The following is a 16,366-nucleotide window of genomic DNA, read 5'->3' on the forward strand; positions in this document are numbered from 1 at the left end:
TTATTTCCTAGTATTAATGTTATTTTTTAAGAGAGTGGCTAATTAGCATCACAACCTTTTTTAGATCTGAATAATCTTTTTCAGTAAATTCTTTTGACGTGGTTAGCCAAAATATACAGGTTTCGGTCTCTGATACTTGTGTGGACGCGAGTATTAAATGGCCATTTTGATCAATTAGATTGTCTGCTCCAAAGGGGAGTTCATTAACTAATTCGGCTAGGGTTGCTCCTTGGCAGTGAATGGCTGAGCGTTTTCGTATCATTTTTTTGAAAAGTGGTGATGATGAGTTCCACATTACACTCTTGATAACGCTCACATCCTGCCCGAATTGCATAATTGGCGTGATGTTATTGTCTTTGTGCTTTAATAACATTGCCTGTTGAGCATTGGGTATGCCCAGTTTAATGGTTTTAATGGCGAGATTCAGCTTTTCTTTTGTTTTGAGCGCGGGGTTTGTTAACTGTTTTTTAAGTTTATCAAAAACAGAGGTTGGTGCGTTAGTTGGTGTTTTTGATGCTTGTTCGGTTAAGTAAAGTGTTGGGGATAGCAGCTGACAGGCAAGTGGTACTTTTGCTGTATTGATATACAATGTTGCGGCTTCTGCGCTACCTAAGTGTGCGTTTTGTATGGCTTTTCCTAGGTAGTCATGGGTTACTGTCGCAATGATTCGATAGTAAAAGTGCAGCGTACTACCTTGCCAGCCATGCAATGCTGCCTCTTGGGTAAGTTTGTTCGCGCAATAAACAAAAATGAGTGGGCTATTAATGAGTATCGTCAGTCGCTTGTCTTCTGTGAATCCTGGAAGCTCATCGGGTGTGTGACTTAAGCGAGCCAGTGTTTTTAGTTCTTCTGTATTGGGAATGTGCTTGTTTAAAAAAGATTCGATAATCGCTCTAGGTGCATTCCAGTGCTTGCACATGTGGACGGTTATTTCGTCAATGCGACAACCCAGTACGCTCACTTCAGCTTGTGCAGCGCTTTCTCCACAAAGGAGCTTTTTTTGCAGACGATCCATAGTAGGGTAAGCGAAAAACCACATTAGCCAGCGAGGAGTGTTTCTGAAAAAAGTTAGCCAGAACACTTCTTCATTAGCCATGTTTTTATCAGCAGACCAGCGATTCGCAATGCCAGCGGCTTCGTAGCTTGTTTGTATTTCGCGTAAGAAGGCATTGTGAGCAGGGTTGTCTTTGGCATGCTTGTAAGGTGTAAGCTTTTCAAGGCTGCTTGCAATTCCGCTCATGCCAAGCATAGAGCCTGCGTGGTAGGGGTTTTTTATTTCGCCACGCTTGTTTGGAGTGATTTCATTGGCTTGGTTTAATAATGCAAAAGCAACAAGGGGTTCAGTTTTAATTTTAGTTTGTAAGTTTTCAATGGTAGCATCAGGGTGCGCTATATGTTTCTTTAAGTTCGCTAAGTGTCCTGCATCAACAGGAAACTTATGCTCTTTTAGAAAATGTAGCCATTTTTTTAGGCCGTATGGTGACTTATCTTTCATAGGTTGCTGCATTGCGCTCTAAAATACTTGATTTCATTAATCATACTGTATATTCATTACAGAGCATACTTTGTCATATTAAGGAAAAAATATGTTTGCGCTAGCGGGCATGCTGATTGTTATTATCAGCGTTGTAAGTGGGTACCTTGCGTCACACGGTAATATGGCTATTTTATGGCAGCCATTCGAGGTTCTCATTATCTGTGGTGCCGCTTTAGGTGCATTTATGATGGCGAACCCCTTTTCTTTGCAGAAAAAAGTGCTCTCTATGGCGCCTCAAGTTGTGATGGGAAGTCGTCATAATAAGGTTTTTTACCTTCAGCTTTTAGGGTTGGTTTATTCATTGTTTCAAAAAAGCCGTCAGGATGGTTTTTTGGCGATTGAAGATGATATTGAATCGCCTTTTACCAGTGAATTATTTGCGCGCTTTCCTGATGTGTTAAGGGATCATGAGGTTGTAAATTTTTTAACTGACAACTATCGTATTTTTACTCTGACTGGGCTGCCTGCTTACGAGCTTGAAGCCATTATGGATTCGGAGATTGAACAAATTGCAGAAGAGTTAATTGCGCCAAGTCACGCTGTGAATCGTGTGGCAGAGGCATTGCCAGGTTTTGGTATTGTGGCCGCGGTGCTAGGTATTGTTATTACCATGGGGTCTATTGGTGGCCCGATGACAGAAATAGGTAATCATGTTGCGGCGGCATTGGTTGGTACCTTTTTGGGTATTTTCTTTGCTTATGGTTTCATTGGCCCAGCTTCGGCGCATTTAGAAAACTTAGGAACCCATGAGTTAAAAGCGTATTTGTGTATTAAGTCTTGTTTGATTTCCGTTGTTTCTGGGTACGCTCCACCGGTTGCGGCAGAAACAGGTCGTAAGTTGTTGCCACCAGAAATGAGACCCAGCTTTATTGAGCTGTCTGATGAATTGAAGCAATACCGATGATCTTGTTGTTGATTGATATGGAATATTATTTATGGCAGTAGGTTCTGACAACATCATTATCCGTAGGGTTAAAAAAGTCAAAAAAGGTGGCCCTCATGGTGGAGCTTGGAAAATTGCTTTAGCTGATTTTGCGTTGGCTATGATGGCGTTTTTTTTGGTGTTGTGGGTTATTAATGTCTCTTCTCCTCAAGAGTTGGCCAGTATCCAAGGTTATTTTAATGATCCGCTTGGCCAATCCTCAGCAGGGTATAGTGCGAAACCAATAGATTTAGGAGGCAGTCCGGCGAAAAGTACAGAAAGAAAATTAGATCTCGATCTTCCTGATCCTGGTAGTACGCCTGAAATCAATAATCAAAAAGAAAAAGCCAAGGATGACGGCCAAAAAGAATTGCAAGAAATGAATAAGACTCTGCAGTCCGATTTGAAAAAAATGAATCTGAGTAATTCATTGATGGATAGTATTCGCATTGAAATTACCCCTCAAGGTGTTCGAGTGACTTTGCTTGATAATCCTGATAAGCCCATGTTTGAACGAGGTAGTGCACAATTCATACCGGATTTTGAGAACACCTTGCTTAGTATGGCGCCCATTTTTGCCAATGTAACCAATCCAATTGCTATTACAGGGCATACGGACTCGGTGAAGTTTGATGGTAAAGGCTTGGATAATTGGGATTTGTCTTCACGCCGTGCTAATGCGGCCAGAAAAATTCTCGAAGAAGGTGGTGTGAAAGATAGGCGAATTGCCCAAGTTATTGGCTTGTCTGATACGGTGCCCTACAATCGAGTGGACCCAAATAGTGCTGAGAATCGACGAATTAGCATTACCTTGTTAACGGATTCTGCTTATAAAAAGTTGTTAGAAAGAAACAATCTGAATTATGGTCCAGTCACAAAGCAATCAGATTTGAATCTCTCTCCTGAGTCTGTGTTCTAGTTGTTTGATTTTTTATCAGGTAACAGAAGTAATAACGCCATCTAAAAGATGGCGTTATTGTCTCGAATAGACTGTTTAATTCGGAGGTAGCTTTGGAAACGATGTTGCTCTATTTCGCCTTTCTCAAGAGCCTCTAAAATGGCGCAGCCAGGCTCTTTTTCGTGAGCGCAATCTCTAAATCGGCAGTAGCCAATGTGCGGGCGAAACTCAATAAAACCATTTAATAGTTCATCCTCTGAAATGTGCCACAAGCCAAATTCTCGGATGCCGGGAGAGTCAATAAGATCGCCCCCCTTAGGCATATGGAATAAACGTGCGGCTGTCGTAGTATGAACTCCTTTTTTTCTTTTCTGTGATAATTCCCCAACGGTGATGTCTACGCCGGGAAGTAAGGTGCTAATCAGTGATGATTTACCGACGCCAGATTGACCAACAAAAACACTGGTTTTGTTTTGCATGAACTCGTAAAGAGAATCCATGCCTGCTTGGTTGGATATGGACGTACGAATAATTTGGTAGCCGAGCTTTTCGTAGGTGCTCATTAAAGAATCGAGCCCAGGCTTATTTGTCTCGTTGATCAGATCGCTTTTGTTGAGCAAGATCACCGGAGGAATACCCACTGTTTCAGCAGCCACTAAATAGCGATCAATCAGATTGGCGTGCGCTTCTGGCTCCACGGCGATAACGATAACGATATGGTCTATATTGGCGGCCACTGGTTTAAGTCGGCCGTGCATGTCGGGTCGTGAAAGTGAGGTGGTTCGAGGTGTTGTGGCAACAACAATGCCACCCTCGTTTTGTTTTGGTCGCCAGATCACCTTATCACCGGTGACCAGTTGGCCAAGGTTAGCGCGCAGATTACAGCGGGTAGCAACGCCAATAAAAGGTTCTTGGGTCCCTTCCACTTCTACTTGAGTACCAAAATGCGACAGAATAATTCCGCTTGTTTCAGGGCCTAAGTCAGAAGACTGGAGCACTTCTTCAGCTCGATCGTCACGTTTTTGTGTTCGTTCAACGCGTTCTTTGTGAATTCTTTCAATTCGCCACGTTTGTTGTTTCGTTAGTTTTCGCTTCGACATTAGTTTAGGCTAGCCATATAGTAAGACGCATAGAGTATAATGCTTAGCATTGATAATAAAGGATTTGGATGAAGATGAGCTTTAGTAATGAAAATTTAGTCTGGATTGATCTAGAAATGACCGGATTAGATCCTGAGAAAGAAACCATTATCGAGATTGCTACTGTCGTAACGGATAAGGATCTAAATATTTTGGCAAAAGGGCCTAATCTTGTTGTTCATCAAGATAAAGCCACTATGGATGCAATGGATGAATGGTGCACGCAGCATCATGGCGCGTCTGGTTTAACGGCACGAGTGTTATCATCACAGATTAGTATGGAGCAAGCTGAAGCAGAAACCATTGCATTTTTAGAGCAATACTTGCCTGCTGGTGCGTCGCCTATTTGTGGTAATAGTGTGGGTCAAGATCGTCGTTTTTTGTACCAATACATGCCAAAGCTTGAGGCGTTTTTTCATTATCGTTATATCGATGTGAGTACTATCAAAGAGTTGGCTAGACGTTGGAAACCTGAAGCTTTAGAGGGGTTCTCTAAAACTGGAGCGCATTTAGCATTGGACGATATTATGGAGTCCATAGCGGAGCTGCAGCATTATCGAAAAACTATGTTTGACTTGGCATAGTTGACTTAGTGGTTTAAGTGACCCGTTTTATTTTGATGTTAAAAAAGCACGCTTAACTAGCGTGCTTTTTTTATAGAACCACCAATAAGCCACTCCAGGTGAGTTTTAATCCTGTTAGAAATAAAAATGTGAACATGCATTTGAAAAATAGATCGGAAGATAGTTTGTAGTGCAGCCAGGCGCCAGTGTGTACGCCTAAATAAGCGAGTGGTGTAAAGCACAGGGACAATAAAATGGTTTCTGTATGAAAGTCTCCTAAGAGAGTGTATGGAATAAGTTTGACATAATTAATGGCGGCAAATATAACGGCGGCTGTTGCAACGTAGCGTGTTTTGTCTAACTTTGCCCTTAAAAGATAGACGCTCATTGGCGGCCCTCCAGCATGGGCCATAAAGCTAGTAAAACCACCCAGTGTGCACCAAAATTTTGACGCCAGTGCCCCTAATGGTGCTAGGTCTTTTTTTCGATTTTTTCTTGGCCAAGAATTGATAGAAAAGCCAATGGCAATAATGCCAACGAGTATTTTCAACCAGTCTTCAGAAAACCAATTAGCTGTTAAGCCGCCTATGATAACGCCTATAATAGCTGGCGGGATGCATTGTATTAGTTGTGTGGTATCCCATTTTTTCCAGAATTTTTGTACGGTGAACAGGTCCATAATACATAGAATAGGCAGCATGATCGCGGCGGCTTGCATGGGTGATGTTTTTAGCGAAATGAGTGGCACGGCAATGATGCCAAAAGCGCCAGAAAATCCGCCTTTAGAAATGCCGGTAATAATAACGGCAATAGAAATGAGTAAGATAAGTAGCCAGTCCATAGATAACCTTAGTGATGTTGATAGGAGAAAAAAATGACTAAGCACATTGAGAGTTTTTCTGTTCAGCCAGCATTTGACGTAGCAGGTATTAGGCAAATAGAGACCGCTCTGTTTGACGCAGAAGGTGACAGTTTTTCTGTTATGCAGCGTGCGGCAAATGCATTGTTTAAACATATTTCTACAAACAAACATATTGCCACAAAATCATCAAATTCCCAGCGTTTTATCGTTATTGTTGGAGGTGGTAATAATGGTGGGGACGGCCTCGTTTTGGCTCTATTGCTGACACAGGCGGGTATGGATGTGGTGGTGTTGGATTGCGCGCAAGGCGAGCGAAAGGGCGATGCGCTTAAAGCCTATGAGGCTGCTCGTGCAGGTAATGTGCTGATTGAACCATTTGACGCAATGCGCGAGTTTACTCATAGCGTTGTTGTTGATGGTGTTCTCGGTATTGGAGCACGTTTACCCATTACTGGACCTGTTTTGTCTGTGGTTCGCTGGATTAACAGCGCGAAAGAAATGGGGGCGTATGTTGTCGCCATAGACATATCAACGGGCATTGATTCGGATACTGGTTATGCAGAAGAGTGTGTTTATGCGGACCTAACCGTCTCTATGGTGCAGAGAAAGTTGGGTCACTATTTGGGGGCAGGTGCAATCGCGTCTGGGTGCCTGATTAATGAGGCTTTAGGGTCCAATTCTCTGTTATCCAAGTTGCCGCTGTCTGGGGCATTGTTTGGTCAGTCGTTGCATGGTCAGTCACAATCCAAAGTGCATTGGTTTGATAGTCATCAGTTGGCGCAAAATACACCATGCCCTCGTTATCCGGATGGGCACAAAGGTCGTTACGGGCATGTTGCGGTATTTGGTGGTGATCATGGTTATGGTGGAGCCGCTATTATGGCGAGTGAAGCGGCCTCTAAGTCTGGAGCGGGAACGGTTGCCTTGGTAACTCGTGGTGAGCACCTTGCCGCTGCGTTGGCTAGAAATCCAAATGTAATGACGTTTGATTCGGCTAATGATAGAGCGATGGGGTTGGTTATTCGAAAAAACACCGTGGTTGTGCTGGGGCCGGGGTTGGGTCGTGATCTGTGGGGGCGCAAGGTTTTCCAAAAGGTAATCGATTTATCCTTGCCGATTGTGTTAGATGCGGATGGTCTTTTTTGGTTGTCTCAAGATTCGAGTGTTTGTTTGCCTGAGGGTTCTATTATTACGCCGCATATTGGTGAGGCGTCTCGCTTGTTAGGTTGGAGTGTTGATGAAATAAATCGATCGCTTATAAAAGCGAGTATTACTCTGGCTAAAAAGTACCATTGTGTTGCTATTTTAAAAGGGGTGACTTCCGTAGTGGCAAATTCTATGGGGACTGTTTATATTACTGGAAAATCAGAGCCGGTTTTGTCAAAGGGAGGTTCTGGTGATGTACTTAGTGGCTTGGTAGGTGCGGCATTGGCTTATTATAAAACACCCTTAGAAGCGGCTTTAATTGCAACGGCTTGGCACAATTATGCGGCTGGTGAAATGGCTAAAGATCTTGGTGAGCGCCGAGGGCAGCCTTATGAGTTATTGGATTATTTAGAATGAATGCCCCCAAATTGATTGAGGAATAGAAGGTTAATGTTATTTGAAAAAGATGTTTACGGCGAAGAATCGATGGAGTCACTTGGTGCCAGTCTAGCTAATGCCTTGAAAGGCGGAGCGGTCGTCTATCTAGAAGGTGATCTGGGCATGGGGAAAACGACGGTAGTGCGAGGCATTTTACGTGGTTTAGGCTATGAGGGGCCAGTAAAGAGTCCAACGTATACGATAGTAGAGCCCTATGATTTTGTTGGTCTAGAAGTATTTCATTTTGACCTGTACCGCGTGACCAATGCTGAAGAGCTGGAATATATGGGCATTCGGGATTACTTTTCAGCGACAGGTTTATGTCTGATTGAATGGGCAGAAATGGGGGCGGGGGTTTTACCTGAAGCGGATGTGGTGGTTTCTTTAGCGCTACTTCCTCAAGGTCGTAAGGTATCAATAACCAGTAATACGGAAAGGGGAAATAGTGCGTTAGGTTTGATTGCAGCCAGTTAAGTTTTGCTGCTTTGTTATTCTCTTTGCTCTGACTAAGATTGAGATCCACTTAGTCTGCAGTTATAGTGTGTCTCATATACTAGCTAGCTGTCTGATATGCATAATAAATTTCGTTCTTGTTTGTTTGTTTTTGTTAATCTGTTTTTGTTGTTTGTTTGTTTCAATGCATCGGCAGCAGAGGTGCGTGATATTCGGGTTGCCCAACAAAATGGCGTGACTCGTTTGGTTTTTGAGTTATCTGCTACGTCAGATTATCGACTTTTTCCATTGTCTAATCCTGATCGTATTGTGCTTGATATTAGTAAAGCGCACCTGAGTGAAAGTGTTGTAAATGGATTGTCAGCCGTGTCTTCGGGTGTGTTGATGAGGGTTCGTTACGCGCGCCGCAATGATGGTGTGCGGTTCGTTCTTGATCTCTCTCAATACGCTAAAGCGAAAAGCACTCTATTGCCGGCTAATGGTACTTATGGTCCGCGTATTTTAGTTGAGCTTGAATATGGCGCTCAACAAACGACTAAAGTTGTCAAAAGCCTAGCGAGTATTTCCAAAGAAAAGAGAGACATTGTTATCGTCATCGACCCAGGTCACGGCGGTAAAGACCCTGGAGCGTTAGGTAAATACCATGTTAGAGAGAAAGATGTGGTGCTTTCGATTGGTAAAGAGTTGGCGCGACGCATTAATAGTGTGGAAGGTTTTAAAGCGGTGCTGACTCGCTCAACTGATGTTTTTTTAAAGTTACGTGACCGTTCGAAAGTGGCGCGAGAGGCGAATGCTGATCTCATGGTGTCTATTCATGCAGATTCTTTTACTAGGGCCAGTGCCCGAGGCGCTTCTGTTTGGGCGCTTTCTTTAAGTGGTAAGAGCTCCGAAATGGGGCGTTGGTTGGCGAAGCAAGAAAACTCAGCCGATTTGGTTGGTGGTATTTCCCTTGATGATAAAGATCAGTTGCTGGCAGAAGTCTTGTTGGATATGTCGATGAACTCTACTATTCAGATGAGTTTAAATGTTGGGAAAAGTGTTTTGGGTGATTTAGAAGGCGTGGCTAAGCTGCATAAAAGCACGGTTCAGCAAGCGGGTTTTGTTGTGTTAAAATCGCCAGATATACCTTCTATTCTTATCGAAACAGGTTTTGTGTCTAATGGAACAGAAGCTAAAAATTTATCGAGCAGGACATATCGTTATAAACTAGCGGCGGCTGTTTCGCGTGGCATAGTGGATTATTTTACAAAAAACGCCCCGAAAGGCAGTTTAATTGCCTGGCAGCAGCAGCGTCATGCCGGTTATGAATATACGGTTACCAAAGGCGATACCTTATCTGAAATTGCTCGACGGAATAAAGTGTCTCTTGATGCATTAAGAGGTGCAAATTCGATTAAAAACGACGTAATTTGGGTTGGTCAAAAGCTTCTCATTCCTGCAAGTTAATTTTTCTATGGGTCTACCATTGTGTATGACCCTTTTCTACATAAAAGGCAGTTCATGCAAAGAATTAATCTTTTATCTCCTCGTTTAGCTAACCAAATTGCCGCCGGTGAGGTGGTCGAACGTCCTGCCTCTGTGGTTAAGGAATTACTTGAAAATAGCTTAGATGCGGGAGCGACTCAACTAGACATTGATGTTGAGCAGGGCGGTGTGCGACGCATCAAAATTCGTGATAATGGTATGGGGATATTAAAAGAAGATCTCTCGTTAGCATTAAGTCGGCATGCAACCAGTAAAATTGTGACATTAGACGATTTAGAGGCGGTGCGCACACTGGGGTTTCGTGGAGAGGCCTTAGCAAGTATTAGTTCTGTGTCTCGTTTGCACTTAACATCGCAGGCTGAAGGTGAAACAGAGGCGTGGCGAGTGGAAACCGAAGGGAAGGATATGAGTACCACCATGCGTCCAGCCTCCCATCCACAGGGTACCACCATTGATGTTTGCGATTTGTTTTTTAATACACCCGCTCGACGTAAGTTTTTGCGCACGGAAAAAACTGAATTCAATCACCTTGAAGAGGTGGTGAAGCGTCTGGCGTTAAGTCGTTATGATACGGGTTTTCGACTAAGTCATAATGGTAAGCAAATATATGATTTACGCCCAGTTACCGATCAATTGCATGCTGAGCATCGGCTTGCCAGTTTGTTGGGCAAAAAATTTATTGAAAATGCACTGACTATTGATGTGGAGGCGGCAGGTCTTCGTTTGTGGGGGTGGATTGGTTTACCTACATTTTCACGGTCACAAGCGGATCTCCAGTATTTCTTTGTTAATGGGCGTGTGGTTAAGGATAAATTAGTCGTGCATGCGGTCAGGCAGGCTTATCGAGATGTATTGTATAACGGCCGTCATCCAACCTTTGTTTTGTATTTAGAGTTAGATCCCGCAACGGTTGACGTAAATGTTCACCCAACAAAGCATGAAGTTCGCTTTCGTGATGGGCGATTGGTTCACGATTTCTTGTTCAGTCGTATTCACAAAGCGATTGCAGATGTTCGTCCTGAGTCAGAAGGTGAAGGTGCGAGTGACGCGGGTTTGAATGCTTCGGCTGGAGTCGTGTCTCAAGAATCTACCATCACTGAACAGTCTGCTTTGCCACTGGCAAATCGCAGTGCCACAAGTTATGACTGGATGGCATCATCGCAAAAACGAGTGGATGCAGGGCAGGTATCAGGTCAGCTTGAAGGTATGCGTCGTTTGTCTGGTTATGCTGACGACTACGCCTCAGCGGCTAGCAATGAAGTGGTTGACCCTGAAACTGGGGAGATTATTCAAAAGGAAGCGCTACAAAGGGAGGCGCCATCATCGAATGGATTGGCCTCCGCATCTGTTTTTTCTCAAGGTGTAAGAGATGAGTATCAAACGGTGCCGCCATTAGGTTTTGCAGTGGCTCAGTTACATGGTGTTTATATTCTATCTGAAAGTGAAAATGGTTTGATTCTGGTGGATATGCATGCCGCTCATGAGCGTATTGTTTATGAACGAATGAAAACGTCGTTTTATGAGAAAAATATCGCTACTCAGCCATTATTGGTGCCAATTAATGTGTCTGTATCGCAAAGTGAAGCAGATTTAGTCGAAGAAAACGATGAGGCGTTTTCAGCCTTTGGTTTTAAGGTAGAGAGAACTGGGCTTGAAAGCGTTATGGTTCGAGAAGTGCCTGTGATCCTGATTAAAGCAGACACTGAGAATCTTGTGCGAGACGTAATCAGTGACTTGTCTGCTAATGGCGTGTCGGATCTATTAGAGGCTAGGGCGAATGAGTTAATGGCGACCATGTCTTGTCATGGTGCCGTCAGGGCGAATCGCAAATTGACGATTGCTGAAATGAATAGTTTGTTGCGTGATATGGAGATTACCGAGCGCAGTGGTCAATGTAATCATGGACGGCCGACTTGGACTCAAATGACAATGTCTGATCTTGATAAATTATTTTTACGAGGGCGCTAAAGTGACAAAACCAAGTGTTGTTTGTCTTATGGGCCCAACGGCTTCTGGTAAAACTGGGTTGGCTGTTGAGTTAGTTCAAAATCACAATTACGAGATTATCAGTGTCGATTCGGCTTTAGTTTATAAAGGCATGGACATTGGTACGGCGAAACCCGATGCAGAAACTTTGGCGGTAGCGCCGCATCGATTGATTGATATTATTGATCCTTTAGAGTCTTATTCCGCAGCTGATTTTGTAACGGATGCCGTCGCTCATTCGCAGGAGATTCTTGCGAAAGGCAAAATCCCGCTTTTAGTCGGTGGCACTATGATGTATTTCAATGCCCTGCAAAAAGGGTTGGCGCCGCTGCCGAGTGCTAATGAAGAGATTCGTCAGGCTCTCGAAATGGAGGCTCAAGAAAAAGGTTGGGTGGTTCTGCATGAAGAGCTGGCGCGAGTTGACCCTGAATCTGCGTTACGGATTCATCCCAATGATCCACAAAGGTTGCAGCGGGCGCTAGAGGTCTATCGAGTGTCTGGTCGGTCGATGACTCAGTGGTGGGCAGAGCAAGAGCCTGTTGCATTGCCATTTAATATGGTGAATATAGCGGTTATGCCACAAGAACGAAGTGTACTGCATGCACGCATTGAGCAGCGCTTTAATGACATGATGCAACAAGGTTTTTTGCAAGAAGTTGAGTCCTTATATCATCGTGGTGATTTATCAATTGACCTTCCTTCAATGAGATGTGTTGGTTATCGCCAGTTGTGGGGGTATTTAAATGGTGACGATTTGCTTGAAGATGCTATCTTTAAAGGTGTGGTTGCTACTCGTCAATTGGCAAAAAGGCAGCTAACTTGGTTACGAGGGTGGGAGGATTTGATGATTTTCGATAGTTTAGCAAAAGATCTTATTCCTCAGACCTTGAATTACATAGAAAGCAGGATTATATAGGGGAAGTGCAGAAAGTTTTCGTGTACTATCTACCGTATTGTTTTACTAAGATTAATTTTATTTTTTTTGCGCATGCTTAAGGAGATTCCAATGTCGAAAGGGCAATCATTACAAGACCCTTATCTAAATGTTTTACGTAAAGAGAGAGTGCCTGTATCTATCTTTCTTGTAAATGGTATTAAACTTCAAGGCCAAATCGAGTCATTTGATCAGTTTGTGATTCTGCTGAAAAACACGGTAAGTCAGATGGTGTACAAACACGCCATTTCTACTGTTGTGCCTTCTCGTACTATACGCGTCCCGTCTCCTGATCTGCCGGAAGATGCTACTGAATAGTTTGCTGTTAACAGGGCAAACTGAGGAATATAGATTTGTTTTTTGAACGCCCCGATAGTGGTGAAATGGCTGTATTGGTTCATATGGAATTTCACGATCAGCGTGAATCCTATGGACCTGAAGAGTTTATAGAACTTGCCCTCTCTGCTGGAGCAGACCCTATTGCTGTAGTGACAGGGTCTCGCCAACGCCCAGATTCGAAGTACTTTGTCGGTAGTGGCAAATTAAGTGAAATTAAAAGCATAATAGATCGAGAAGGGGCAGAAGTTGTCCTTTTTGATCATGTGCTATCTCCTTCCCAAGAGCGAAATATTGAAAGTTTCTTAAATTGTCGTGTGCTTGATCGCACTGGCTTAATTTTGGATATTTTTGGTCAGCGCGCACGATCCCATGAAGGTAAGTTACAAGTTGAATTAGCTCAGCTTCAACATATGTCGACAAGACTAGTTAAAGGCTGGACTCACTTGGAACGCCAGAAAGGCGGTATCGGCATGCGCGGTGGTCCAGGTGAAACTCAGCTTGAAACAGACCGCCGATTATTGCGTGAGCGCATCAAGGCGATTCAAAAACGTCTAGATAAAGTAGGTGCTCAGCGCGATCAAAGTCGTCGAGCGCGTACGCGCTCATCGGTAGCGACCGTGTCGTTAGTCGGGTATACCAATGCCGGAAAGTCAACCTTGTTTAATCGAGCGACTGGTGCTGAGGTATATGCAGCCGATCAACTTTTTGCGACCTTGGATCCTACGTTAAGACGCTTAGATATTGAGCAAATAGGTACGGTCATATTAGCGGATACGGTAGGTTTTATTCGTCAGTTACCGCACCGTTTGGTGAAGGCGTTTCAGGCGACATTGAAAGAGTCTGCTGAAGCAGATTTGCTCTTACATATTGTTGATGCGGCAGATATCTCTCGGGATGCAAATATTGCTGAAGTAGATAGTGTGCTAAAAGAAATTGGAGCCGATGAGGTTCCGTTGCTGAAAATCTATAATAAAATCGATATGTTGCCAACCTGTGAGCCTCGTATAGATCGAGATATCGATGGTAAGCCTATCCGAGTGTGGGTATCTGCACGTGATGGCGTAGGAATTGATTTATTAGAGCAGGCAATTGCGGAACTTTTAGCTGAAGATGTACTCAATGAAACACTGGTGTTGCCAGGTGAGCATGGTCGTTTAAGAGCGATGCTGTTTGAACATGGAGCGGTTCGTTCTGAGCGCTACGATGAATTTGGTCAGTCCGTGTTAGAAATTAGATTGCCGAAAAAAGACTATTTACAAATATTGTCGCGTGCTGAAATGTCTGAAGATCAGATTGAAACAGCCTAAATCAATATTTGATTATCATTAAAATAAAGTGGAGACGTAGTATGGCCTGGAATGAACCGGGTAATAACGACAAGGACCCATGGAATCCAGATAAGAATCGTAACAGTGGCGATCGCCCTGATGACGGTCGTGATAAGGATACCAATAGTAATGATCCATGGGGTCGTCCATCAGGTGGTAAAGATCAAAGTCCACCAGATTTAGAAGAAGCGTTCAAAAAATTAATGGGAATGCTAGGCGTTAAGAAAAGTCGTAAAGGCGGTTCTGGCGGTGGTAGTGATTCAGGATTTCCTGGCAAATTGAGCGGTAGTTTAATTGCTATAGTGCTTGTCGCTATTATTGGTCTCTGGGGCGCATCAGGCGTTTATCAGATTGATCAGCAGGAGCGTGGGGTTGTTTTGAGATTGGGTAAATATTACGAAACTGTAATGCCTGGTCTGCATTGGAATCCAGCCATGATTGATTCTGTGAGCAAGGTGAACGTAACGAAAGTACGTTCTCATGATCACAAAGCATTGATGTTGACCGTTGATGATAACATCGTAGATGTTAGTGTTTCTGTTCAGTATTCAGTAGAGAATCCAAAAGACTTCTTACTGAATGTTAAAGATCCTGAAGAGTCATTGGCTCAAGCGACAGAAAGCGCATTGCGTCATGTTGTTGGTAGTTCTGAAATGGACCAGATTTTAACTGAAGGCCGCGAATTGTTAGCATCTGAAGTGAAAACTCGTCTGCAGGATTATAATAATGCATACGGTACAGGTTTGTTGATTTCCAAGGTAAACGTTGAAAACACTCAGGCGCCAACTCAGGTGCAAGAGGCGTTTGATGACGTTATCAAAGCGAAAGAAGATGAATTGCGTGTCCGCAACGAAGCTGAATCGTACGCAAATGGTATTATTCCGGAAGCGCGTGGTAATGCTCAGCGTATTCGTGAAGAAGCTGAAGCCTATCGTTCTGAGATTGTTGCTCGTGCAAGTGGTCAGGCCGATCGTTTTGATCGCTTATACCGCGAGTATGTGAAAGCGCCAGATGTGACGCGTCAACGTCTATACATTGAAACGATGGAATCTGTTTATAAAGATACCAACAAAGTCGTTGTTGATACAAAAGGCGGCAATAATATGATGTACCTGCCAATTGATCAGTTGATGAAAAATCAGGCTTCGGCTGGAAAAATAGATGTTAAATCTCTTGATTCTGGAAGCGTTAGTTCTTTGACAGACCAAGTTATTAATGAATTGAGTAAACGCCAAGGTACAGCGGCAAGTAGACAGGGGAGAAACTAATGAAAGGACTTTCTTTTTCAATTCTGTTTGCTGCTCTAGTTGCTATCTTAGTTGCTTCACAAACTCTGTATGTTGTGAAAGAAACACAACGAGCAGTGGTTCTTAAGTTTGGTGAAATTGTAGATGCAGACGTTAAGCCTGGTCTCCACTTTAAAATCCCCATTGTTAATGAAGTGAAGACGTTTGATGCAAGGATTTTGACAATGGACTCTCGTCCTCAGCGTTATTTAACGCTGGAGAAAAAGGCCGTTATTGTTGATTCTTATGTTAAATGGAAGATTGAATCTGTTGCTAAATTTTATCAAGCAACATCAGGTGATGTAGTGGTTGCGAATCGAGTGCTTTCTTCTCGAGTCGATACAGGACTACGAAATCAGTTTGGTGAGCGAACTATGAATGAAGTTGTGTCTGGTCAGCGAGATCAGCTGATGACCGAGCTTCGTGATAGTTTGGATAAAGTGGCTCAATCTGAGTTGGGTATTAAGATTGTTGACATTCGAGTGAAGCGAATTGAATTGCCGCCCGATGTTAGTGAGTCTGTTTACCAGCGTATGAGAACTGAGCGTGAGCGTGAAGCTCGCGAGCATAGATCGAAAGGTCTTGAGTTAGCAGAAGGTATTCGTGCCGATGCAGATCGTCAACGTGTTGTGCTTGAAGCGGAAGCTCAGCGTGATGCAGAGATGATTCGTGGTGATGGCGATGCAAAAGCTGCGGCAATTTACTCTAAAGTGTATAAGCAAGATCCTGAGTTTTATGATTTCTATCGTAGTCTTCAGGCTTACCGAGATAGCTTTGAAGGTAAGAAAGATCTGTTTATCCTGAGCCCAGATAGTGAATTCTTTAAATATTTGAATAGTTCTACCGCTTCTAAAAAAGGGTGAAATATTCAAAAATAATGGATCGTGAAGCCTATTTGTTGAAATAGGAAACATGGTATCATTACACAAACCGGGTTATGCCCGGTTTTTTAATGGTCAAAATAAAGAGAGTCTATGCAGGAGCTGTTGCAGTCGCTATTTTTTGCTGTCAGCCTGTTATTGATCGCCGAAGGTTTTTTGCCGTTTTTGG

General features: G+C 43.4%; 15 protein-coding genes. 12 read left to right on the plus strand and 3 right to left on the minus strand.

Features of this window, described 5'->3' with window-relative positions; translation table 11 throughout:
- Positions 1-19: 19 nt before the first annotated feature.
- Positions 20-1,495, minus strand: a complete 1,476-nt coding sequence (locus E0D70_RS04550; protein WP_133011095.1) for an HDOD domain-containing protein — start codon at positions 1,493-1,495, stop codon at positions 20-22.
- 91 nt (positions 1,496-1,586) lie between these two features.
- On the opposite strand from E0D70_RS04550, the gene motA reads away from it, so the two are divergent.
- Together motA and E0D70_RS04560 are read left to right on the plus strand one after the other, a co-directional pair.
- The gene (gene motA, locus E0D70_RS04555; RefSeq protein ID WP_133011096.1) at positions 1,587-2,441 is read left to right on the plus strand and encodes a flagellar motor stator protein MotA; all 855 of its coding nucleotides are present in this window, start codon (positions 1,587-1,589) and stop codon (positions 2,439-2,441) included.
- A 31-nt stretch (positions 2,442-2,472) separates the two neighbouring features.
- Positions 2,473-3,378: a flagellar motor protein MotB gene (locus E0D70_RS04560; protein ID WP_133011097.1), complete on the plus strand. Its 906-nt coding sequence runs from the start codon at positions 2,473-2,475 to the stop codon at positions 3,376-3,378.
- 41 nt (positions 3,379-3,419) lie between these two features.
- Here E0D70_RS04560 and rsgA read toward each other — a convergent pair whose 3' ends face one another.
- On the minus strand, positions 3,420-4,457 hold the full coding sequence (gene rsgA / locus E0D70_RS04565; protein WP_133011098.1) for a small ribosomal subunit biogenesis GTPase RsgA: 1,038 nt from the start codon (positions 4,455-4,457) through the stop codon (positions 3,420-3,422).
- Between the two features lie 74 nt (positions 4,458-4,531).
- Here rsgA and orn point away from each other — a divergent pair, with 74 nt between their 5' ends.
- On the plus strand, positions 4,532-5,080 hold the full coding sequence (orn, locus tag E0D70_RS04570) for an oligoribonuclease (protein WP_133011099.1): 549 nt from the start codon (positions 4,532-4,534) through the stop codon (positions 5,078-5,080).
- Positions 5,081-5,150: 70 nt separating this feature from the next.
- Here orn and E0D70_RS04575 read toward each other — a convergent pair whose 3' ends face one another.
- Positions 5,151-5,900, minus strand: a complete 750-nt coding sequence (locus tag E0D70_RS04575) for a sulfite exporter TauE/SafE family protein (protein WP_133011100.1) — start codon at positions 5,898-5,900, stop codon at positions 5,151-5,153.
- Between the two features lie 33 nt (positions 5,901-5,933).
- On the opposite strand from E0D70_RS04575, the gene E0D70_RS04580 reads away from it, so the two are divergent.
- From E0D70_RS04580 to hflC, 9 genes are all read left to right on the plus strand, one after another.
- Positions 5,934-7,484: an NAD(P)H-hydrate dehydratase gene (locus E0D70_RS04580; RefSeq protein WP_133011101.1), complete on the plus strand. Its 1,551-nt coding sequence runs from the start codon at positions 5,934-5,936 to the stop codon at positions 7,482-7,484.
- Positions 7,485-7,517: 33 nt separating this feature from the next.
- Positions 7,518-7,979, plus strand: coding sequence for a tRNA (adenosine(37)-N6)-threonylcarbamoyltransferase complex ATPase subunit type 1 TsaE (gene tsaE / locus E0D70_RS04585; protein WP_133011102.1), 462 nt, complete (start codon positions 7,518-7,520; stop codon positions 7,977-7,979).
- Positions 7,980-8,075: 96 nt separating this feature from the next.
- Positions 8,076-9,404 (plus strand): N-acetylmuramoyl-L-alanine amidase, encoded by a 1,329-nt coding sequence (locus tag E0D70_RS04590; protein ID WP_133011103.1) that lies wholly within the window; start codon positions 8,076-8,078, stop codon positions 9,402-9,404.
- Between the two features lie 54 nt (positions 9,405-9,458).
- Positions 9,459-11,411 (plus strand): DNA mismatch repair endonuclease MutL, encoded by a 1,953-nt coding sequence (gene mutL, locus E0D70_RS04595; RefSeq protein WP_133011104.1) that lies wholly within the window; start codon positions 9,459-9,461, stop codon positions 11,409-11,411.
- Between the two features lies 1 nt (position 11,412).
- A complete protein-coding gene (miaA, locus tag E0D70_RS04600; RefSeq protein ID WP_133011105.1) occupies positions 11,413-12,345 on the plus strand; it encodes a tRNA (adenosine(37)-N6)-dimethylallyltransferase MiaA in 933 nt (310 codons plus the stop codon).
- A 90-nt stretch (positions 12,346-12,435) separates the two neighbouring features.
- Entirely contained in the window at positions 12,436-12,681 is a 246-nt protein-coding gene (gene hfq / locus E0D70_RS04605; RefSeq protein ID WP_133011106.1) for an RNA chaperone Hfq, read from the plus strand.
- Positions 12,682-12,716: 35 nt separating this feature from the next.
- The gene (gene hflX / locus E0D70_RS04610; protein WP_133011107.1) at positions 12,717-14,009 is read left to right on the plus strand and encodes a ribosome rescue GTPase HflX; all 1,293 of its coding nucleotides are present in this window, start codon (positions 12,717-12,719) and stop codon (positions 14,007-14,009) included.
- Between the two features lie 41 nt (positions 14,010-14,050).
- Entirely contained in the window at positions 14,051-15,298 is a 1,248-nt protein-coding gene (gene hflK / locus E0D70_RS04615; RefSeq protein ID WP_133011108.1) for an FtsH protease activity modulator HflK, read from the plus strand.
- Positions 15,298-16,179, plus strand: coding sequence for a protease modulator HflC (gene hflC / locus E0D70_RS04620; RefSeq protein ID WP_133011109.1), 882 nt, complete (start codon positions 15,298-15,300; stop codon positions 16,177-16,179). Before hflK ends, hflC begins: the two co-directional genes overlap by 1 nt.
- Positions 16,180-16,366 lie beyond the last annotated feature (187 nt).

The sequence above is a fragment of the Marinomonas flavescens genome (assembly GCF_004352835.1).
GTDB classification, from domain to species: Bacteria; Pseudomonadota; Gammaproteobacteria; order Pseudomonadales; family Marinomonadaceae; genus Marinomonas; species Marinomonas flavescens.